Annotated in this window: 21 protein-coding genes; 17 read left to right on the forward strand and 4 right to left on the reverse strand. The window is 41.1% G+C overall.

Annotated features, from left to right (window positions below; genetic code table 11):
- The first annotated feature begins 115 nt into the window (after nucleotides 1-115).
- Nucleotides 116-523 (forward strand): thiol-disulfide oxidoreductase DCC family protein, encoded by a 408-nt coding sequence (locus A3775_RS15855; RefSeq protein ID WP_066375339.1) that lies wholly within the window; start codon nucleotides 116-118, stop codon nucleotides 521-523.
- Nucleotides 524-539: 16 nt separating this feature from the next.
- Here the strand turns inward: A3775_RS15855 and A3775_RS15860 are convergent, their stop codons facing one another.
- Complete coding sequence (locus A3775_RS15860) at nucleotides 540-971, reverse strand: hypothetical protein (RefSeq protein ID WP_066375337.1); 432 nt, start codon at nucleotides 969-971, stop codon at nucleotides 540-542.
- A gap of 379 nt (nucleotides 972-1,350) precedes the next feature.
- Between A3775_RS15860 and psbQ the strand changes: the two genes are divergently transcribed.
- The 3 genes from psbQ (at nucleotide 1,351) to A3775_RS15875 (ending at nucleotide 4,012) form a co-directional block, all read left to right on the forward strand.
- Nucleotides 1,351-1,818 (forward strand): photosystem II protein PsbQ, encoded by a 468-nt coding sequence (gene psbQ, locus A3775_RS15865; protein ID WP_066375336.1) that lies wholly within the window; start codon nucleotides 1,351-1,353, stop codon nucleotides 1,816-1,818.
- Between the two features lie 117 nt (nucleotides 1,819-1,935).
- Nucleotides 1,936-3,024, forward strand: coding sequence for an FAD-binding oxidoreductase (locus A3775_RS15870; RefSeq protein WP_066425925.1), 1,089 nt, complete (start codon nucleotides 1,936-1,938; stop codon nucleotides 3,022-3,024).
- 139 nt (nucleotides 3,025-3,163) lie between these two features.
- A complete protein-coding gene (locus A3775_RS15875; RefSeq protein WP_066425790.1) occupies nucleotides 3,164-4,012 on the forward strand; it encodes an alpha/beta fold hydrolase in 849 nt (282 codons plus the stop codon).
- A gap of 72 nt (nucleotides 4,013-4,084) precedes the next feature.
- Here the strand turns inward: A3775_RS15875 and yidD are convergent, their stop codons facing one another.
- Nucleotides 4,085-4,315 (reverse strand): membrane protein insertion efficiency factor YidD, encoded by a 231-nt coding sequence (yidD, locus tag A3775_RS15880; protein WP_066375332.1) that lies wholly within the window; start codon nucleotides 4,313-4,315, stop codon nucleotides 4,085-4,087.
- A gap of 63 nt (nucleotides 4,316-4,378) precedes the next feature.
- Here yidD and A3775_RS15885 point away from each other — a divergent pair, with 63 nt between their 5' ends.
- The 7 genes from A3775_RS15885 (at nucleotide 4,379) to A3775_RS15910 (ending at nucleotide 13,172) form a co-directional block, all read left to right on the forward strand.
- Entirely contained in the window at nucleotides 4,379-5,092 is a 714-nt protein-coding gene (locus A3775_RS15885; RefSeq protein WP_066425793.1) for a diacylglycerol/polyprenol kinase family protein, read from the forward strand.
- Nucleotides 5,093-5,368: 276 nt separating this feature from the next.
- On the forward strand, nucleotides 5,369-5,980 hold the full coding sequence (locus A3775_RS15890; RefSeq protein WP_066375327.1) for a hypothetical protein: 612 nt from the start codon (nucleotides 5,369-5,371) through the stop codon (nucleotides 5,978-5,980).
- 1,119 nt (nucleotides 5,981-7,099) lie between these two features.
- Nucleotides 7,100-9,229, forward strand: coding sequence for an HlyD family efflux transporter periplasmic adaptor subunit (locus tag A3775_RS15895; RefSeq protein ID WP_066425794.1), 2,130 nt, complete (start codon nucleotides 7,100-7,102; stop codon nucleotides 9,227-9,229).
- Between the two features lie 95 nt (nucleotides 9,230-9,324).
- The gene (locus tag A3775_RS15900) at nucleotides 9,325-11,493 is read left to right on the forward strand and encodes a peptidase domain-containing ABC transporter (RefSeq protein WP_066375321.1); all 2,169 of its coding nucleotides are present in this window, start codon (nucleotides 9,325-9,327) and stop codon (nucleotides 11,491-11,493) included.
- A gap of 415 nt (nucleotides 11,494-11,908) precedes the next feature.
- Entirely contained in the window at nucleotides 11,909-12,142 is a 234-nt protein-coding gene (locus tag A3775_RS15905) for a hypothetical protein (RefSeq protein ID WP_156481655.1), read from the forward strand.
- A 307-nt stretch (nucleotides 12,143-12,449) separates the two neighbouring features.
- Complete coding sequence (locus A3775_RS24345; protein WP_156481656.1) at nucleotides 12,450-12,635, forward strand: hypothetical protein; 186 nt, start codon at nucleotides 12,450-12,452, stop codon at nucleotides 12,633-12,635.
- 288 nt (nucleotides 12,636-12,923) lie between these two features.
- Complete coding sequence (locus A3775_RS15910) at nucleotides 12,924-13,172, forward strand: hypothetical protein (protein ID WP_066425796.1); 249 nt, start codon at nucleotides 12,924-12,926, stop codon at nucleotides 13,170-13,172.
- A 105-nt stretch (nucleotides 13,173-13,277) separates the two neighbouring features.
- Here A3775_RS15910 and A3775_RS15915 read toward each other — a convergent pair whose 3' ends face one another.
- On the reverse strand, nucleotides 13,278-14,198 hold the full coding sequence (locus A3775_RS15915; protein ID WP_066425928.1) for an alpha/beta fold hydrolase: 921 nt from the start codon (nucleotides 14,196-14,198) through the stop codon (nucleotides 13,278-13,280).
- An 822-nt stretch (nucleotides 14,199-15,020) separates the two neighbouring features.
- Here A3775_RS15915 and A3775_RS15920 point away from each other — a divergent pair.
- The 5 genes from A3775_RS15920 (at nucleotide 15,021) to A3775_RS15940 (ending at nucleotide 19,389) form a co-directional block, all read left to right on the forward strand.
- Entirely contained in the window at nucleotides 15,021-15,575 is a 555-nt protein-coding gene (locus A3775_RS15920) for a thioredoxin family protein (protein ID WP_066375315.1), read from the forward strand.
- 70 nt (nucleotides 15,576-15,645) lie between these two features.
- On the forward strand, nucleotides 15,646-16,374 hold the full coding sequence (pyrH, locus tag A3775_RS15925; protein ID WP_066375313.1) for a UMP kinase: 729 nt from the start codon (nucleotides 15,646-15,648) through the stop codon (nucleotides 16,372-16,374).
- A complete protein-coding gene (frr, locus tag A3775_RS15930; protein WP_066375312.1) occupies nucleotides 16,361-16,909 on the forward strand; it encodes a ribosome recycling factor in 549 nt (182 codons plus the stop codon). Before pyrH ends, frr begins: the two co-directional genes overlap by 14 nt.
- 140 nt (nucleotides 16,910-17,049) lie before the next feature.
- On the forward strand, nucleotides 17,050-18,171 hold the full coding sequence (locus A3775_RS15935) for a geranylgeranyl reductase family protein (protein ID WP_066425799.1): 1,122 nt from the start codon (nucleotides 17,050-17,052) through the stop codon (nucleotides 18,169-18,171).
- A 345-nt stretch (nucleotides 18,172-18,516) separates the two neighbouring features.
- The gene (locus tag A3775_RS15940) at nucleotides 18,517-19,389 is read left to right on the forward strand and encodes an MBL fold metallo-hydrolase (protein WP_066425803.1); all 873 of its coding nucleotides are present in this window, start codon (nucleotides 18,517-18,519) and stop codon (nucleotides 19,387-19,389) included.
- Nucleotides 19,390-19,412: 23 nt separating this feature from the next.
- Here the strand turns inward: A3775_RS15940 and A3775_RS15945 are convergent, their stop codons facing one another.
- Complete coding sequence (locus A3775_RS15945) at nucleotides 19,413-21,110, reverse strand: NAD-binding protein (RefSeq protein WP_066375305.1); 1,698 nt, start codon at nucleotides 21,108-21,110, stop codon at nucleotides 19,413-19,415.
- Nucleotides 21,111-21,285: 175 nt separating this feature from the next.
- Here A3775_RS15945 and A3775_RS15950 point away from each other — a divergent pair, with 175 nt between their 5' ends.
- A complete protein-coding gene (locus A3775_RS15950; RefSeq protein WP_066425804.1) occupies nucleotides 21,286-21,783 on the forward strand; it encodes a hypothetical protein in 498 nt (165 codons plus the stop codon).
- The last annotated feature ends 79 nt before the right edge of the window (nucleotides 21,784-21,862 follow it).

Here is a 21,862-nt window from a genome sequence, read left to right on the forward strand (position 1 = left end):
AATCATATACTCCCAGTGATAGAGTTGCCAAAATCTGGAAAAATATCGTATCTAGAAATTAACTACCATAGAACTTACACAAAGCAAAATCAACACTCTCATTCGGAGCAATTCTATGAGTTACTACGTGATTTATGATGGCAACTGCAATCTCTGCGTTACTTTAGTGCAATTACTGGAAAACCTAGACCAAGGTAAGCTGTTTCGTTACATTCCCATGCAAGATGAAGCTACTCTAGCGCAATGGGGTGTGACATCTCAAGATTGTGAACAGGGAATGATATTAATTGATGCTAATGCACCTGATAGACGTTGGCAAGGCAGCAATGCCGCCGAAGAAATCGGGCGATTATTGCCTTTGGGTAAGATTTTTGTAGATGCGTATCGAGCCTTACCGGGGGTAAAATGGACAGGCGATCGCTTTTATGAACAAATCAGGGATAATCGTTATACCCTATTTGGTAAACGCCCCAATACCTATCAATCAGCCTACTGTGTTGATAGCAACTGCAACCTTGGTTAAAAATAAATAACCCTTGTTAATCTTGATTTACCTGATTAAACACCTCTAAAATCTGTAGGCAAACTTGTTTTAGCCTATCGCCAATTTCCGGGGAAGGTGCAGTATCACCGAAAAAACTCCAGTTTTCCACGGTAGATAGTCGCCATACCTCACCACGATGATCAAAACCAGCCACCTCCAAACCTATCGCCCGTCGTGATTTCGTGATCGGATCTTCGTGAAAGCGGATTTGAATTAAAACGCTGCGACTGCGCCAAGATTTGCTCACACCTGGAAAATGAAACCCAATATCTATAGAATCTGGATCAACTAATTCTCTGGTTTCTGGATCATTGTGCCAGGGTTTTAAATCTGATTTAGCATGAGGAAACTCAAATTTGAATAAATTCACCACCGTAGCAATTTTGCTGGCGAGTTCAAGATTGGTTGCCTGTTCAGCTGCATTCACGAAAAAACACTCCTTTATTATGACTCACGTAAAACTGGGGAATGTTGACTGTTGATTGTTGACGGTTGACGGTTGACTCTGAAAGAATTTCTCCCTCATCTCCCTCATCTCCCTCATCCCCCTCATCTCCCTCATCTCCCTCATCCCCTCATCTCCCTCATCCCCCTACTTCTTCCTAGCCTGTAACCTTTCATCCTTAATTAAGCAATTGTACTTAAAATTTTGGCAAAAATAGCTCACACTGAGCTTTTTGTGGAAAACACGTTATGGTATATCAAAAATTTTCTCCAAAATAATTTCCAGGTAAGAACGATAAATTACCTCAGCGATCTAAAATTACACTGTGAATCGGCAAAATAAAACCAACCCATTTCAGTGTATGGCGCGACAACGCTCTATTATTTCATTACTAATTGTACTTGTAGCAACTTTCCTAGTGAGTTGCGGTAGTCCTACAACCGCAGTTGCACCTCCAACTTACACAGCTGCTCAACTGGAAAAAATTCAGGTACACTCACCTGAAGTACAAGCTGTGCGCGATCGCGCAGAAGAACTGAAAACTCTGATTGAGAAAAAAGAATGGATCGATGTGGGTAATTTTATCCACGGCCCTATGACAGAAGCTAGGTTGAGTATGAACTATATCACACCCAACCTACTACCTAAAGAACAATCCGCCGCCCGGCAAATTAGTAAAGATTTGCTCAACCACCTAGTTAAAATCGATCAGGCTGCAAGCACTGGTAATACTCAACTTGCCATCAGTAACTATCAAGCTGCTTTTGCAGATGTTGATCAGTTCCTGCAATTGCTGCCTGAGACAAGCCCTGAATCAGAAGCTAGCTAAGGTAGGAGACAATAAGAGAGGATGAGGGGGATGAGGAAGCAGAGGAGCAGAGGAGAGGGAAAAATGCGATCCCCAATCCCCAATCCCCAATCCCCCACTCTTTTATCAGCAAAAATCATGAATGTAATTATTATCGGGTGTGGCGTGGTTGGTGCAGCGATCGCCTATGAACTTAGCCACATCTCAGGAATCAACATCACAGTTTTCGATCAACAGCCACCAGCACAAGCTTCTACAGGTGCAGCCCTTGGTGTTTTAGTGGGGATAATTAGCCAGAAAGTCAAAGGGAAAGCTTGGAAAATGCGCCAAGCCAGCATCCAACGCTATGAGACTTTAATTCCTGAACTAGAAACTTTAACAGGTCAAACTATCCCTTTCAACCGTCAAGGTATTCTTCACCTGTGTCTAGAAGGAGATAACTTAGCCGACTGGGAAAAGTTAGCAGCAACTCGCCATTCTACAGGTTGGCAATTAGAAATCTGGGATACAGCAAAACTCAAAGATATTTGTCCACAAGTTAATCATCCTCAAGTTATCGGTGCTGTTTACTCTCCTCAAGACCGTCAATTAGACCCCACTGCCTTGACTTTAGCCTTAGTTACGGGCGCACAGCAAAAAGGTGTAAATTTCCAGTTTGGTGTAAAAGTCTTAGGCATTCCTACACCAGAAACTAGCCAACCTCTGACAGTCGAGACAACAGCAGGTAACTTTAGTGCTGATTGGTTGGTAATTGCTGCTGGCTTAGGTTCTACAGAACTCACTGCACAACTCCATCAAAAGGTAGATATTCGTCCTGTATTGGGGCAAGCATTGCAAGTATCTTTAGGTCATTCATTAGGAAATCCTGACTTTCAACCCGCCATCAATGGTAATGATGTGCATATTGTACCGATTGGTGGTGGAGATTATTGGCTAGGCGCAACAGTAGAGTTTCCTACCAATGGTGATGAAATTCCACCGAATCACGAACTGTTAGAATCTGTCAAACAACAAGCTATAGCCTTTTGTCCAGAGTTAGCAACAGCGCAAATTATCCGCACTTGGTCAGGTTTGCGTCCCCGTCCAGAAGGTCGCCCTGCACCAGTAATTGAGATATTACCAGGGTTTAATCATGTCCTTTTAGCGACCGGACACTATCGCAATGGCGTTTTACTAGCTCCCGCCACAGCTAGCGCAATTCGTGAGAAGATTCTAAGTGGGGAATAGGGGCAAATCAATTCAAAATTCAAAATTCAAAATTCAAAAATAAATAATTTTCACCATAATTATTTACTTTTGACTTTTGACTTGTTCGTTACCCTATGCCCTATTACTAGGATTTTGAAAAAATTTTTAGGAAAATAGCGTGTCAATAACAGAACATAAAATAACAGTAGATTCTCTAGAGTGGTTTTATCGGGAAGCTCAACCAATTGGTCAAAGTGATTTATTGCCCGTGGTTTTATTACATGGGTTGCCATCACAAAGTTATAGCTGGCGTAATATCATATCAGCTTTAGCGAGTCAAGGAACAAGAGCGATCGCACCCGATTGGATTGGTTATGGCTTTTCTGCCAAACCAGAAAAACGAGACTTCGCTTACACTCCTGATGCTTATATCAAAGCTTTAGAAAGTTTTATTAATGCTTTAGAACTAGAACGATTTTCTTTAGTTGTGCAAGGTTTTTTAGGTTCTGTAGGCTTACAATATGCCCTAAAAAATCCCCAAAAAATTGTCAACATCGCTATCTTAAATACACCCATTTATACTACTGCCAAATTACCCTGGAAAATTCAACAAATGGGTTTACCTTTAGCGGGTGAAATGATGACTCAAGACCCCTTATTAGTTGACCGGACTTTAGAAGGTGGTAGTCGTTATCGTATCGAAGATAAAGACTTAGACGTTTATCGTAAACCGTTTCTGAAAACTTCGGCAGCAGGACGGGCGTTATTAGCAACTATTCGTAATTTACAATTGCCATCAGCAATGACAGAAATTACATCTGGTTTTCAACAATGGCAACAACCAATCCTAATTCAATGGGGTATGATTGACCCGTGGTTGCCTATAGATGTAGCAGAAAATTTCGCCAAGTCTGTACCCAATGCCGAAGTAATTAAACTAAACAACGTTGGTCACTATCCACAGGAACACTATCACGAAGCCATTTTACAAGACCTTCTACCCTTCGTGCGTTGTGCTGGCGGTTGACGGTTGACGGTTGACGGTTGACTCTTAAAAAATTTTTCCCTCATCCCCCTCATCTCCCCCACTCCCCAATCCCTACTCCCCAGTCACCTCTTTCTCCGGTACGGGATCATAACCACCGGGATGAAAGGGATGACAGCGTAAGATGCGCCAAATAGCCATCCAGCCACCGCGAAATATGCCAAATCTTTCAATGGCTTGGATGGCGTACATTGAGCAAGTTGGCTGAAAACGGCAAGTTGGGGGGAATAATGGCGAGATAAAGATTCTGTAGCCTTGAATTAACCAAATCAATAATTGCTTCATGAGTGTTGCCTAAATCTTATACATTGGTAACAGAGGTCAATTTGTTGTATCTATTAACTTCTTTTGTTGAGTTCATTTCCTGATATCATCTCTAATCCCCCTTTGTGGCTGCAAATTTCTGTAGTTGCGGCTTGGGTGTCGTTGATTCTGGCGATCGCGGGTTTGGTACGTCGTTTTACCACTAGCGATGCTGAAATTGTCCGCAAAATAGTTCATATCGGTGCTGGCCATGTGATTTTAATCGCTTGGTGGCTGAATATTCCTGCTAATGTAGGTATTGGGGCTTCCATTTTAGCGAGTATCGTCACACTATTGTCGTATATATTCCCTATTCTCCCAGGTATCAACAGCGTAGGCAGACAAAGTTTAGGAACGTTTTTTTATGCTGCTAGTGTGGGTATTTTAGTGGCTTGTTTCTGGCACTTACAACAACCTCAATATGCTGCAATTGGGATGATGGTGATGTGCTGGGGTGATGGACTAGCGGCTTTGATTGGTCAACGCTTTGGTAAACACAAGTATAAACTTTTGGGGGCGCAAAAAAGTTGGGAAGGCTCCTTCACTATGGCTGTAGTTAGCTATTTGGTGTGTAGTCTGATTTTGTTGGGTGTATTCGGCAATATCTGGCAGACTTGGATAGTAGCATTGGCGGTTGCTGTGGTTGCTAGTAGCTTAGAAGCTTTTTCATTTCTTGGCATTGATAATTTAACTGTACCCCTAGGCAGTGCAGGTTTAGCTTTTGCGTTAATGGAAATCTTGCCTTTTTACTTCAATTAATAATCGATCAAATCAATTATCTAATCTTGTAATGTTTGTAGTAAGGACTTTAGTCCTGATTGATTTTGAGGACTAAAGTCCTCACTACGAAAATTAAACCACTAAAGTAACCCTCTTTAGTGGTTTTTTAATATGAATTTTTTAGGGAAATAAAATAATTGGAATTATTACCAGTAGCAGATATAACTTAACTCAAGTTATTACTCTAGAGAGTGGGAGTCACTAATTTATAAATGTAAACCAAGAGTAAGCAAGAAAATCTCACTTGAAAATAAAATGAGTTTTTTTGATTATTCAATTCCACCTCTACGGCGCAAACACACAACTGTAGATAAACATGAATTACAAGGAATTTGGTATGTTAATTGGAAAATTGGTCAAATCCCAATTTATTCTACTTTTTATACTTGTATTGATCAAGCTTGTATATTTTGGAGTTTATTGCTAATTCCGATGTTTGTTACCGCCCAGTTTCTTCCTATTAGTTGGAGTTTACAGGCAACTTGGTGGTCATTACTCAGTTTAATTGGAATTGTAGCTATGGTAATTTGGACGCATTATTGGGTAAAAATGCACCAAGTTAGATGGGTGCTGTATTCCTGGGTGATACTCATGATATTTGGGGTGATATTAACTGATTTAAGTATTTTCTTAGGCTGGGGTAAAATCTTGGTGCATTTGTGTCCGTTATGGTTGGGATTGAGTAGCATCGGCTACTTTTGTACTGGGTTAGGGGTGCGATCGCGTGCTTTAATTTTCACAGGTATACTGCATTTACTGTGGATTTTTATCTTACCTTATATGATGGCTTGGCAATTTCTCAGCACTGGTGCTGTCATGGTTTTTTCCCTGTTACTACTAGCTGAATTCCAGTGGGATGGTTTATAGTGATCTCCCAAAACCCAGGATAGCTTTACTTGTAGCCCATCAGGTAACTTTACATCTACTACAAGTAGTAAACTTTCAACTTTGAATTATGTCTTCAGATTTATGAATTCCTCAAGAACAGGACGTATAGTTAAGTTCTTAGATGGTGTTCCCTCTAAGTTATGTAAGTGAGGCTAAGAAGATATGTTTATCCCTAAATTCTTTGTGCATCCGCCTACTAAACATTTGCAATGGCTGTCTTGAATAATTAAATGATTGCAGATGTAAATCTTGTGAAATTTCCCAAATAGCAGTGTAAAATTTGGGATTTGAGGAAAATAATACCAAGTTGGATATTTTGGCTCAATTCTCTTTGACGATGGGAATTGATAGGTAATTTTTCTGTCCTGCTTAAGTTAGCATCATTCTAGAAAATACTCTAGGAAAATTAACACCAGCTAATTTTTCAACAAGACTATTTCGACAGCAGCACAGCTACCTTTTGTTGGATAAGGTTAGGGTTATGCTATGGCTGCACTGGGTTCTTCAGCTTAATTTGCCTGAGTTCAGGCAGATAAGTAAGAACTAAATTCATCTATTTCATTTATCTGAAAACTACTATATAAGTCTTGGGGCTTTTAGTTGTCATGGCACAAAAAAAATTGTGCTAAAACAACTAAATTAATTATTGTTTCAGAAAGTAAAGGTTCAACATTGTGTGTCTACCCTGATTTAAAAAAGGGGAGAGGAGGTGATAGCAACTCGCTCAACGTAAGTGAGGATTTTGAGGGAGTTTGAGCGTTCTCCTCTGTTTTCTCTGGACGCTATTAACGTCACAGTTTTAAGAAAAGTCATGACTGTACTAGCGCACTCTTTTCTTAATCCCCACCTTTTATTATATCAATTAACAAACATGATGTTTGCTAATATTAGCAACATTTGTTGACATTTCGCGTTGACCTTTTAAGTCCTCAGAAGGTCGTTAAATGCGCTCGCCTATCCACCCTGGGAATTCTGTCTTTTTCGACTGAAAATAAGTAGTTTCACGATTTGTGGTGATGAACAGTGCTTGATAGATCAACAGGCACTTGATTCGCTGAGTCTAATTTCTGCACACATATATATAGAAGGTGCAACACTGTGAACACCTTACGCCAACAAATCAATAATTTTTGGCCTCAGTCAAATGAGCCAAATCCAGAGCAACTTCCGACATTAGAAGCCAACGAGTTTCTACCCCATATCGGTAAATGGACAACTATCGGTGGCGGAGTAGTCTTAAGTTTGTTTGTCGCCGGGGTTGGTCTGGCAAGTATACTCAAGTACAACGTCACAGTTAAAGTACCCGCAACTATTCGTCCTGTGGGAGATATTCGGGTTGTGCAGTCGCTCATTAGTGGCAAAATTCAAAAGATTGATATTGCAGAAAACCAGACAGTCGGGCCAGGAGAAGCTATTGCTTATATTGATAATTCCCGCCTTCAAAACCAAAAAAGTCAATTACAGAATCTCATTCAGCAGGTACAGTTACAACAAATAAACATCAATGCTCAACTCAGAGAAATTGATGCTCAGATTGCTGCCCAAACTAACTTAAATTACCGGACTAATCTAGCGGCACAAGCTGAACTCAGTGGTACACAACGCAACTATGGAGATCAGCAAGTTAAAGCTATGGCTGAGATGACGCAAGCCGAAGCGGCGTTATCTTTAGCCAGGATACAACGCGATCGCCTACAACGAGACAAGCTATTAAAACTGACTGTGCAAGAAACGGAAGCCGCCTTAAATTTAGCCAGAGTCCAACGTGACAGATTACAACGGGAAAAACTGTTAACAGCAACGGTAGAGGAAGCCGAAACCGCCCTGAAATTAGCCAGAGAACAACGCGATCGCTTACAAAATGAAAAACTCTTAACCACAACTGTAGAGGAAGCAGAAGCCGCCTTCAATTTAGCTAAAGCACAACAAGAACGTTTACAACGGGAAAAACTGTTAACAGCAACGGTAGAGGAAGCCGAAACCGCCCTGAAATTAGCCAGAGAACAACGCGATCGCTTGCAGAGAGAAAACCTGTTAACCGCCACAGTAGAAGAAGCAAAAGCCGCCTTAAATCTAGCGATCGCCCAACGTGACCGCATGCTACCCATAGTTGCATCAGGAGCCATTCCTCGCAACACCTTTGAAGAAAAAGCACAAGCCGTCAAAACAGCCGAAGCCAGACTTGCCCAAGCCAAAGCCAACGCCAAAAACCTTTTAGAAGAAAAAGAGCAAGCCATCAAAACAGCCGAAGCCAGACTTGCCCAAGCCAAAGCCAACGCCAAAAATTTGCGCGAAGAAAAAAACCAAGCTGTCATCTCCGCCAAAGCCAAACTTGAGCAAGCCAAAGCCAACGCCAAAAACCTTTTAGAAGAAAAAGCACAAGCCATCAAAACAGCCGAAGCCAAACTTGCCCAAGCCAAAGCCAACGCCAAAAATTTGCGCGAAGAAAAAGAACAAGCCGTCATTGCCGCCGAAGCCAGACTCGCCCAAGCTAGAGCCAACGCCCAAAATCTCCTTGATGAAAAAGACCAAGCTTTAACAACCGCACAAACAAATTTAATCAAGGCTAGAACAGGAGTTAATCCGAGTGATGCGCCGGTGACAGTCGCACAGGAACGAATTAAGCAAGAACAAGCAAGAGGTGAAGCTAACTTAGCAGCTTTAAACAAAGAAAGAGCAACCCTACTGCAACAACGCCTAGAATTTGAAAAACAATTGGATAGAAGCCGCAAAGAACTGCAACAGACTATCAACGATATTAACCAAAGTGTAATTCGCGCCCCCATTGCCGGGACTGTCTTACAGTTAAACTTGCGTAATCCAGGGCAGGTAGTGCAACCAAGCGAGGCGATCGCTCAAATTGCCCCCCTCAACGCCCCCTTACTGATTAAAGCTAATCTACCAGCCCAAGAGATTAACAAAATCAAACCCGGTCAACAAGTCCAAATGAGAGTTTCTGCCTGTCCCTATCCAGATTATGGCACTCTCAAAGGCACTGTCAAAACCATTGCACCAGATGCCCTACCCGTTGCCAATAATAACCCAACACCCAGCGTCAAAGCTTCCGCCTATGAAGTCACCATAGAACCACAAACTCCTTATGTTGGTAGAGGCACAAGACAATGCCAACTCAAACCAGGAATGGAAGGTCAAGCAGATATTATTTCCCGTCAGGAAACAGTCATGCGGTTCATTCTCAGAAAAGCCAGATTAATTGCAGATATGTAGGGATTGGAAGGGATGGGGAATTGGGTAAAAATTTTTCTCCCCTGCCTCCCCTGCCTCCCCTGCCTCCCCTGCCCCCAACAATAGGTACACCGCTCATGTTTGGTTTATTCAAATCCCGCAAAAATTACAAGTGTGTTTTGCAGTTGAGTGAGGAAGACTGTGGAGCAGCTTGTCTCGTGACGATTTACAGGCATTACGGACGCTTTTTAAGCATCAATAAAAGCCGAGAATCTGTAGGCACAGGACAGTTAGGTACAACCTTATTAGGACTTAAACGTGGTTGTGAACATCTAGGTTTTAATTGCAGAGCCGTCAAAGCTGCACCTGCAATCATCGACAGAATCAAAGAAATACCATTACCTGCCATCATTCATTGGCGAGGCTATCACTGGGTAGTTTTATATGACAAAAAAGGGCGAAACTATGTCATAGCTGATCCAGCCGTGGGCATTCGCTACGTCAGCCGGGAAGAGCTAACAGCAGCTTGGAATGGTGTCATGTTGTTAGTAGAGCCAGATCCCATACGCTTTACTCAACAACCCCAAGAAAAACCACAAAACGGCTTTGCTCGCTTTCTCAAGCGCATCATCCCTTATCGGGGACTAATCACCCAGGTGTTCATGCTCAATATTGTTCTGGGTGTACTCGCTTTAGGTACTCCAATTCTGATTCAACTGCTAACAGATGATGTTTTGATTCGCGGTGATACTCAGTTACTAACTGTTGTAGTCACGGCAGTTGTGATCATGAGTTTGTTTAGTAGCACGATGCAGGTGATGGAATCAACCATGATTGCTCACTTTAGTCAAAGGTTACAACTAGGTTTAGTCTTAGAGTTTGGACGCAGAATTTTACAATTGCCTTTGACTTATTACGAAGCTCGTCGCAGTGGAGAAATTACCAGCCGACTCAGAGATATTAACGAGATTAATCAGTTGGTGTCACAGATTGTAGTGCTTTTACCTAGTCAATTGTTCATTGCTGTCATCTCATTCTGTTTGATGCTGTTTTATAGTTGGCAGTTGTCAATAGCAGTGATTCTGGTTGGTGCGTTAATGAGTTTATCAACCTTGCCACTTTTACCTGTTTTACAACAAAAAACGCGCAGTCTATTAGTTTTAGGAGCAGAAAATCAAGGTGTCTTGGTAGAAACTTTTAAAGGCGCACAGGTTTTAAAAACGACCAATGCAGCACCACAATTTTGGGATGAATTGCAAAGCCGTTTCGGCCGGTTGGCGAATCTGACTTTTAGCACCATTCAAATTGGGATTATCAATAATACTATTGCTAGTCTTTTATCTACTCTTGGTAGTGTGGCTTTACTGGGACTAGGCAGCATTTTAGTAATACAAGGTCAATTAAGTATTGGTCAAATGTTGGCTATTAACGCTCTACAAGTTAATGTTTTGGCGTTAATTAGTACGTTAGTGGGTTTAGTGGATGAATATTTTCGTTCCCAAACTGCTGTTTCTCGTCTATTAGAAGTGATTGATGCTACCCCAGAAGTCGATGAAACGGCGCAAAAACCAGTAGCGCAAATAGCTGCTGATGCAGATATTCGGTTTTCCCATATCAACTTTCATCACCCTGGTAGAGTTGATTTATTAGAAGACTTTTCTCTGAAGCTACCGGGAGGAAAGGTTATTGCATTGATTGGTAAGTCAGGTTGCGGTAAAAGTTCTTTAGCAAAACTGATTGCTGGTTTATATCAACCAAATTCCGGCAACATTCGGATTGGTTTTTATAATATTCACGATTTGGCACTGGATTGTTTACGACAACAAGTAGTTTATGTCCCCCAAGAACCTCATTTTTGGAGTCGCTCAATTTTAGAGAATTTCCAGCTAGGAACGCCACATATTCCCTTTGAAGATGTTGTCACAGCTTGCGAGATGGCTGATGCTGATGGTTTTATCAGCCAATTACCGAATAAGTACCAAACAGTGTTAGGGGAATTTGGGGCAAATCTCTCTGGCGGACAAAGACAACGATTAGCGATCGCCAGGGGTATTCTGAATAATCCTCCCGTACTGATTTTAGATGAAGCGACTGCGGGATTAGACCCAGTTAGCGAAACTCAAGTTTTAGATAGACTCCTCAAACATCGACAAGGTAAAACCACAATTTTGATCACCCACCGTCCTAGCGTAGTCCATCGCGCTGATTGGATTGTCTTACTAGATCAAGGTAAGGTACAACTACAAGGTACTCTAGAAGAATTCCTGGCTCAACAAGGAGAGCATTTAAAGTTTCTCTCGGTGTAAATTTTGTTTTCGGCTTGAGGTATTAAAACTTTAAATTTTCTCATTCAGAATTGTAATAAACGCCTTATAGATGTGCAAAATTGTGCATCTTTTTTTTGGGAATTTACATAAATTTAATTAATATTCTCATACCTTAAATAAAAAAGCACATTTCATAAATTGTCTGTATGCTTGTCAAGGATTGTATTACTCAAAAAACATATAGTGCTTAACTTTTATATTCATGTTTAAACCTAGAAAACCTCAAATAATTTTATTATCAATATTATGATAAATTCCTAAATTTCATGTATCAGCAGAAAGAAAATATATATATGTAATTCCTACTTTTGACTCATTCAAATAACTAGGATTTCATTAATAATAAAAACATAGGTAATTAACACCTATTTAACGTAAGTGAGGTAAAGATTTTATGTCAGTTATAATGATGTCTGATTTAGTTGCAGACTTATCCGCCGAACAACAACAACTCCTAGCTGGCGGACAAGCTACATCACAACCTACTCAAGAGGATGACTTGTTAGATAGAGACGGCGAAGACGGCGGTATGCAAGGGTTAATGACTCTACGTTCTGGTACTTACAGAATTAGAAAAAACAGCCGAACCACAGCTATCGTCCGCATTCAAAGAATTGACCGAAACTAATCTTTGAATGTATGAAGTCAGGATAGTAGAAGATGGACATAATTGTTGAAAAATCAATTATTTTTGCAAAATTTTGCTCATTCTTCTACTTGATTTGACTGATTAACCAGAGTGACAACAGAGAAGCAAGTGCTAAATATAAGTGCTAATTTTTGTTGTCTCTGTTTCTAAATGCAAATGAATCTCACTGATGTTCATTTCTGTACGGTTTAACTCAAATAGTTAACCGTAAATTTGCACCCATCAAGGTATTTTTATCCCCAAGGGTGCTAACTAAAAACAATGTACAAAACTGAGGCAATTAATTATGTCAACTCAAGTCATTACATCTGATTTGTTGGTGCCATTATCCACAGAAGAACAGCAACTGCTATCTGGCGGGCAGAGAGAAGAAGTAGAAGCACAACGTTTTGGAGGTGGTTTTGAATGTCGCCGAATTAGAAGAAGATACTTTAGATTACGTCGATGTGTCCGCAGATGCTCAAGATTCTAATCCTACAAAACAACCGGATTAATTAGTAACTTAGTTTACTTAAAATTGCACCCACGCAGGTATTTTACCTGTGTGGGTGCAATATATTTATTCACAAAATTTACAGGAAAAAGTCCTAATTAATCCAGTTCAGAAAAATCAAATGTTTATATTTTTTCAACATCTAAAGACATAAGAATTATAGTTTTTTTTATGTCTAAAGAATAATTTATTTACTAGCAAATAGTTTTATAAATAAGTCATAGGTGATTAACACCTATGTAGGTAACGTAAGTGAGGTAAATATCCATGTTTAGTCAAACAATTGCATCCGATTTATTGGTCGAATTATCCACAGATGAACAGCAACTTCTCGCTGGCGGTAAATCTTGCTGTACTAAATCAGGTTCAACTCAGCCACCTGATGATGGAACTGAGCCTGAAGCAGTTGCGCCAGCAAAAGCACGTTTGGCTGTTGGTAAAATAATCACAGTAACACCATTTGCCAAGTGTTTAAATGGCGAAGAAACTGATGGTGGAATGGAAGACATGATGTAATGTTGATAACTCGCTAGCATCAACCCATGATCACAAGTCTGAATTGTACCTCTGCGTAATGCAGATAAAGTACATCAGACTTGTTTTTTTGCTATGAATGAAGAATTATGCGGGGATTTTTTGAGTCTTCGATATTCTGACGCGCTCCCAGATCCAATCTTGTAAAATGGGGTTGACTAATTCAGGTGCTTCATCTTGCGGACAATGACCTACACCTTCTAAGGGAATAAATTTGAGGACTTGGGGATAATTGGCTAACTCTCTACCTAAATCTACAGGTTCCCACGGGTCAGCTGTTCCCCATACAATCATTGCTGGACAAGGTAGTAAAGGTAAAAGGTCTTCTGGCAGAGGCCCTGTAGAATAAGAGGTAAATGCTAGGAAGACAGCCACAGCACCAGGATCACTGGCTGGTGCTGTGAGAACATCCACCAATTCCTCTGTGACTGCTGCCTGATCAGCATAAGCTTGCAACAAGATTTTGCGGACTGTTTTTGCTTGAGCAACTTGATTAAAAAAGAAATTGCCAATAGGCTTGACGGATAATACTCTTTGCAGTGCAGGCGCGCCTACACGACGTGACCAAGGTAAGGTTTCTCGTTTGCGATCGTGCAATAATCTTAAGGAACAGTTGAGTAAGGAAATACCTAAAGCAATGTCTGGGTTACTGACTGCTGCTTGCATGGCTACAATACAGCCAATAGAATTTCCCACTAAAAAAGCTGGCTCACCTACTACTTCCCGGCAAAAGTCTGCTAATTGCTGTCCCCAAGTTTCTAATGTATAAGCAATTTTAGTGTTTGGTTCTGGTTTAGCTGAACTACCAAAACCAATTAAATCAATGGCATAAACACGGCAATTTTCTGCTAACACAGGTATGTTTTTTCGCCAGTGTAACCAAGAAGCACCAAAGCCATGTATTAAAACAACAGCCGGCCCAGTAGTTCCTTGAGTTTGATAGCAAATGGGGAAGCCTTGCCAAATCCAGGTTTTTGTAGAACACAAGTTGATTGTAGAAGTAGTCATGGGAATCAAGACCTGAAGATTAAATAAACAACCCAACAGCCGAGTCACTCATGGTGGATGTGCGTTTTTAGTTCTAAGCAAAATCTATAAAATGGTCAGTCATGCGATCGCATTACACAATCATCACTACATCTCTAGAGTATTTGTACTAACTTTTGGCTTGATACTGATACGTGACTTTAGCCTCAAAGTTTTCCCGGCAGTCCAATTACTTTTTTAAACACCACAAGCAGTTTCATTGATTTTTTTATTTTCTTTAAATCCTACTTTTGATATTGACATAAAATTTTGATTTTGTAACGCCATTTAGGCTTGTATATGATTTCTATTGATAATACTCAAGCGTACATTCAGCATAATTAACCTCGCAGGTGAAATTATATTGAATTGATGTACAGTTTTAAGTATTAGTTAACAGAAATATGTGATTTGGATGTTTTTGACTCATAAAGTTTAGTTAAACTAAATATGATTTTTTTAAAGTTTGTGAGGATTTTGGGGGAGGAAAAGTTTTATTTTATGTCGGTGAAGGCATAAAACACTATCGATTTTGTAATTTTGAGTGGCTGAGGCAGTGACTATAGATATTTGAGAACGAGACTGTTAATAATCCTAGGTAGGATATAAGCAAAAGCTATCAATAATTGGCACAGGTGATGAAGCTAGCATGATGGTGATTTCAGTAGTTTCACAATGTACGATGTCGAAATTTATTTTTAGGATATATTCAATATTAAGCATCTGCCCAAGGTGATTTGCAACTGAGAATTCACGCAAAACTCCACCTATGTTTTTGTTGCTAGTGCCTTCCAGTAAAAGAAGATGACTACACTAGAAATCCTTGAGACTCCCGTTGGTGGTTATGCACCAGATTTTGAACTGCCAGGAATTGACAATCAAGTACACCATCTGAGGCGTTATTTAGAAAAATGGCGTGCAGTAGGTGTGATTTCGATGTGCAACCACTGCCCTTATGTAAAGTTATATCTCAGCAGATTAAAAAATATCCAAACAGAATTGGCAGCAGAGGGATTCCAACTGATAGGGATAAATGCCAGTGAGAATACGGAATATCCTGGGCAGAAGTTGGAAAAGATGAAAATGTTTGCTCAGGAACACCAGTTGAATTTTCCTTACTTGTGGGATTCCACCCAAGAAGTGAGTCGGAGTTTAGGCGCGACTAAAACCCCGATGGCATTCCTGATCGATAGTTGTGGTATATTGCGATATAGAGGACAGATTGACAATCATCCTGACAAACCATTTTCCCAAGGTGAAGACTATCTCAGAAATGCGATCGCAGCTTTGTGGAAAGGGGAAGAAATCCTCATACCTGAGACGGAACCAGTAGGAACTTCATTAATTTGGCGTATCTAGACATAGGTAGTCACTGTGCTGTTATCTTAAATTGGAGGCAATTGCAACTTTTTTGAGAAAGCGTGACTTCATGGGAACGAATTACCGACGGGTTTTACTTAAACTGAGCGGTGAAGCCTTAATGGGCAACATGGGCTATGGCATTGATCCAGAAGTGGTGGAAGAGATAGCCCAAGAAATAGCAGAGGTGATCGCCAGTGGCGTTCAAATTGCCATCGTCGTGGGCGGTGGCAATATTTTCCGGGGCGTAAAAGCAGCGTCAGCAGGGATGGATAGAGCAACTGCTGACTACATTGGTATGATTGCCACAGTCATGAATGCGATGACGCTGCAAGATTCGCTAGAAAGGATGGGAGTACAGACGCGGGTACAAACTGCGATCGCTATGCAAGAACTAGCAGAGCCATATATTCGTCGTCGAGCCATCCGTCATCTAGAAAAAGGACGGGTGGTTATTTTTGGTGCTGGTTCTGGCAACCCATTTTTTACTACAGATACGACAGCAGCATTAAGAGCAGCAGAAATTGATGCAGAAGTAATTTTTAAAGCTACTAAGGTAGATGGGGTTTACGATGCTGATCCCCAAATCAATCCTAACGCTAAACGGTACACCAGTCTCACCTACACTCATGTGTTAGCGAACGATTTGCGAGTCATGGATAGTACCGCGATCGCCTTGTGCAAAGAAAACAATATCCCTATTTTAGTCTTTGACTTAACAGTGCGCGGCAACATTCGCCGGGCAGTTTTAGGAGAATCTATCGGTACCCTTGTGGGAGGTTCGTGTGAAATTAGCTGAAGCTGAAAGTAAAATGCAAAAAACTGTTGGAGCAACTCAAGAAGCCTTCAACACCATCCGTACTGGTCGCGCTAATGCCAGCTTGCTAGATAAAGTCATGGTAGAGTATTACGGTTCACCTACACCGTTAAAATCTCTAGCAAATATCAGTACACCAGATGCCACAACAATACTGATTCAGCCTTACGACAAAAGCAGCTTAAGCCTGATAGAGAAAGGCATTTCTCTCTCGGATGTAGGTTTAACACCCAGCAACGACGGTTCTGTAATTCGGCTCAACATACCACCACTAACCACCGAACGCCGTAAAGAATTTGTCAAACTGGCAGCTAAGTATGCTGAAGAAGGTCGTGTTGGGATTCGTAACATCCGCCGGGATGCCATAGACTCAATTCGTAAACAAGAGAAAAACGCCGAAATTTCCGAAGATGAGTCTAAAGACTTACAAGATAAACTGCAAAAACTGACCAACAAATACACCGCCAGAATTGACGAGTTACTGGCAGAAAAAGAAAAAGACATTACCACTGTCTAAATAGTTTCCTGTCATCGATGACAAGGGGAAAGGGCAAAGGGAAAAAGCCGATTTATATCGCTTTTTCCTGGGAAACTTTCCCCTTTTGCCTGAAAACTGAGTTTTTGAATTTTGAAAGAGATAAGTTTAAATTTTGAATTATGTACGACACCATCATTGTGGGTGCTGGGCCAGCAGGGGGAACAGCTGCTTATCATTTAGCGAAAAAAGGGCGTTCAGTATTAATTTTAGAAAAAGAATCCCTACCTAGATATAAACCTTGTGGTGGTGGTTTGTCACCAGCGATCGCTCAGTGGTTTGACTTTGACTTTACCCCAGCCATTTCCGTCAAAGTAGACTCGATTCGCTTTACCTGGAAACTAGATGATCCTGTAGAAGCAAAAATTGAGACAAAAGAACCAGTCTGGATGGTGCGACGGGATATTTTTGACCATTTTTTAGTGCAGCAAGCCCAGAAACAAGGCGCACAACTACAAGACAACACAGAAGTTACAGGTATTGAATTTCACAGCGACCACTGGCAAGTAAACACAGTCAACGGCCCCGTTACCGGTCGCTACCTGATCGCCGCCGATGGTGCAAAAGGGCCGATGGCAAAATGGCTAGGCTTCAAAGACCGTAAACGCCGCCTCGCTGGTGCTTTAGAAGCAGAAGTAGCGGCGGATGTGGCAGATAAATCTACAATTCATTTTGAATTTGGTTTAGTAAAAAACGGCTATATCTGGAACTTTCCCAAAGCTGATGGTTATTCCATTGGCGTAGGTACATTTATCGGTGGAGAACCCCAAGACTTTAAAAAAATTGTGGCTGAGTACGCCCAGTCATTTAATTTAGATATGAAAAATAGTAAGCAATATGGTCATCCGCTTTGCCTGTGGGATGGTAATCAAAAACTACATACCCAAAACGCTGTGTTAGCTGGTGAAGCAGCTTGTGTAGTTGATCCGATGACCGCCGAAGGGATTCGTCCCGCTATTTTTAGCGGTTTAATAGCCGCCGCTATGCTTGATCAGGCACTATCTGGTGATATCAACGCCTTAGAGCAATACACTGAGATTATCCATGAACGATGGGGTGCGGAAATGGCTTGGGCTAAAAAATTAGCTGGCGCATTTTATCGCTTTCCTGGCGTTGGTTATCAAGCTGGTATCAAGCGTCCTTCGAGTACAAAAGTCATGGGTCAAGTTTTGTGTGGTGAACTTTCTTATAGTGATGTTGCTGGACGCGCACTTAAGAGATTAGTCCCTGGTTTTAGAAGCTAAATCTTAGAGGATGTCTGAGAAGTTAAGAAAGATACTAAAAACCCCTCTCCAAACCTCTCCCCTGCAAGGAGAGAGGCTTTTAAACCCCCCTTCCCTTGTAGGGAAGGGGGGCTGGGGGGTTAGGTTTGAGTGACTTTGGTGTTACTAAAAATACTTTTCAGACATCCTCTTAGTTAATTATTTCTTGTGGTGCGGGCAAGATGCCCGCACAGGACAGTCAAGATGACCATCCCACAGGAGTTTCCTGATACATAAATTAAGACTTACCTCGACTGGTGCTGATAAACCCTGGTGAATTTTGCTAGCGTGGTGAGATAGGGGTTAGCTAGGCAAGCAGAGGATAACATGGCGCATTTAAATCTTCGTCGTCCCCAAAATGTCACCGGCGATTTTTATGTTGATACTAGCTGTATTGATTGTGATACCTGTCGCTGGATGACTCCTGAAGTATTTTATCGTGTTGATGAACAATCGGCAGTGCATCATCAACCAACCAATGAAGCAGAAAGATTAGCGGCACTGCAAGCACTTTTGGCTTGTCCAACTAGCTCTATCGGCACAGTTGAAAAACCCAAAGATATCAAACTGGCTCAAGAAAGTTTTCCGATTTTAGTAGCAGAAAATGTTTATCATTGCGGCTATCACTCCGAAAAATCCTATGGTGCAGCTAGCTATTTAATTCAGCGTTCAGAAGGAAATATATTAGTAGATTCTCCCCGATTTACACCACCTTTAGTCAAACAGATAGAAGCAATGGGGGGAATTCGTTATCTGTATTTAAGCCATCAGGATGATGTGGCAGACCATGAAAAGTATGCTGAACATTTTCAGTGCGATCGCATTCTTCATACTGATGATATTTCTGCGGGGACTCGCCATGTAGAAATACAATTAACGGGTTTAGACCCTATAGAATTTCAGCCAGATTTATTAATTATTCCCGTTCCAGGTCATACAAAAGGACACACAGTTTTATTATACAAAAATAAGTTTCTGTTCACTGGCGACCATCTCGCCTGGTCAGAAAGCAAGCATCAGTTAGCAGCATTTCGTGATTACTGCTGGTATTCCTGGTCAGAACAAATTAAATCTATGCGAAAATTGGCAAATTACACCTTTGAATGGGTGCTACCAGGACACGGGCGGAGATTTCACGCTGATGTTGATACCATGCGTCAACAGATGCACAAATGTCTTGAATTGATGGAGAACCTTTAGATTTTAGGACGTGATAAAATCCTTTAAGGATAAGTTTGTGTACCACAAACTCGCTCATTACGCCACAATTGATATAACTTATTAGCTGGCATCGTCAAATACAAAACATCACCTTCATTGAGGTAACTTGTTAATAAATTCCAACCGTGGAGGCTTTGACCATTGCTTTCTACATACAACGGTACAAAGTCGGCAGACATGGCTATTTCTTTGACTAACTTACCGCAAAAAGGATGTGATGGTGTAATTAAAGTAGCAAAGGCTACCCACAGTCTATCTGCGGTGATGCCATTACCGAGAACACGCCCACCCAAAGCCGCCGCCGCAAAGGCTGGTGCTGCTAATTCTGCGGAACTGAGTACAGCCTCAAAGTCAAATACTTGTTGTGCCATCCCGGCAAAATCAGGATCAGCGTAGTGGACAATAACTGGTATTTTGGGTGCTAAACCTTTAGCTTTGAGGGCAATTTCTAAATTAGTGGCATCATTATTAGTGACAGTCAGCACAGCCGCCGCCGAGGTGACATTGCTAGTTTGCAGGATGGTGCGAAAACTAGCATCACCTTGAATTACGGGAATACCTAGCCCACGCACAGAGTTAATATATCTGTTATTCGAGTCTGTTTCAATAACTACTACTTCATAACCATTAGCATGGAGTTGCTGGACAATTCTATTACCAATACCACTTAAGCCACAGACTATATAATGATGTCGTTGTGGTACACGGGCAACATCCCAAAATTGTTTAAACCGACTACCCAAGACAAAATCGGTCAGCATGGCGTACCAAATGCCAATCACCACTGCCCCTACTAGCATCATTACCACTGTAAAAACTTTAATACTGTTAGGAGCGTTTTCTACAACTTTGTCATTACCACCTGCGCCGGTAATCATGCCTACGGAGAAGTATAACGCATCGACTACAGACAAACTTAACTCAGTAGACATATAGGTGAGTGTAGCAGTTAAAATCACTGCCAATAGCACAATTGCACCTACTACGACTGATTGCCCATGTTGTCGAAAATGTCGCAGACTGGTAAATATTTTCAGCAGTTTTTTAATTAAGGATCTGCGAGTGGAACGGATGCGGGGTTGGATAGCAACAATTAGGCGATCGCCTACTTTTAATTCTTCTCCCGACAGCACTGCCCCTACTAAATTTACCTCACCTTTTATGGGTAAATAATTAATCGGTATCCTGGTTGAATCTGCCCACAAATCATTTAATTTACGTCCTAACCACGGATGATATTCATTAATATATTCTTCTTGAATCGGCCAAGTTTGCTCATATAACTTAATTTGTCCAATCGCTTGATTTCCTAAAGCTGCAAAGCTGAATAATGGTGCTGCTAAACTCACAACACTCATGCTTAAGTGGTCTGATAATGTTTGATCCAGACGTTCACCTAAGTTCGTATTATATAAACGGTTGATGATGCGAATGCGAGAGTTTAGTACCCGCGCTTGCATCATGATTGATAAATTTATTTCATCATTTGAGCTAGCGATAACTAAGGTGTGCGCTTCATGAATTCCTGCTGCTGTTAGTGTAGCAGCTGCACATAAATTACCCACAATCACGTCGCCTGCTGCTTCGCCAGGGATGGGTTTGTGATGAATACCCACAACTAACGCTCCCTGTTGTCTGAGCAAACGAAAGATTTTATATCCAGTACGTCCTAAGCCACAAACTATAATTCTAGGTTTCATGTAACAGCAGCATTATTGATTAAAAAGGGCTGCGTATTGATTAATCAACATTGTGGCTTACTTTCCTCCAGCAAAACTGTAACTGAAGGTACGATACTTTTACAGTTAATGGCACTTTTATTTAAAGTATCGAGTCATTGTTATAGAAGTAGCTGGAATTTTAATACTTAGTTTTATGAAAAAACTAACTCAAATTATCGCTCTTGCTGGGATTTTATCTTCATTAGCTGTAGTAGGAACAATTACAACCAAAACACCTGCACAACCACAGTCACAACCAGGGCCGATTTTTACACCCAATGTGCAGTTACAGGTACAACGCACCAGGGGTAATTGTCCCAAAACTGTTGGTTTGTGGTGGATTGGGCTACCCTATGAAGGTGGCGCAGAACATACTGTGATTGCAGACACTAGAGCCTTTGCTAATGAAACAAAATTAGTACCGTCTCAAAATAAGCGGTTTGTAGAATTTGTTTCAACTCTAAACAGTAACTATGCGACTTGTGTAGGTAAAGCAAGCTCAAAAGAATATGCTTTCTACAATGTAGAATTTAAACATAAAAAAGCCTATTTTCGTGTAGATTTGCGGAATATTAATGCACCTGCTAGCGAGATTGTCTATAAAACTGTGACAGCTTTTCGTCCTTATGTCCGGTGGGCGATCGCAGATTAATTACAGATTAATTATGGAGAGTTGAGAGTGCATAGTCTCAAGTTACAAATCTCGGATACATCCCCAACATAAAACTGTG

The sequence above is a fragment of the Anabaena sp. 4-3 genome (assembly GCF_001597745.1).
Lineage (GTDB): Bacteria > Cyanobacteriota > Cyanobacteriia > Cyanobacteriales > Nostocaceae > Trichormus.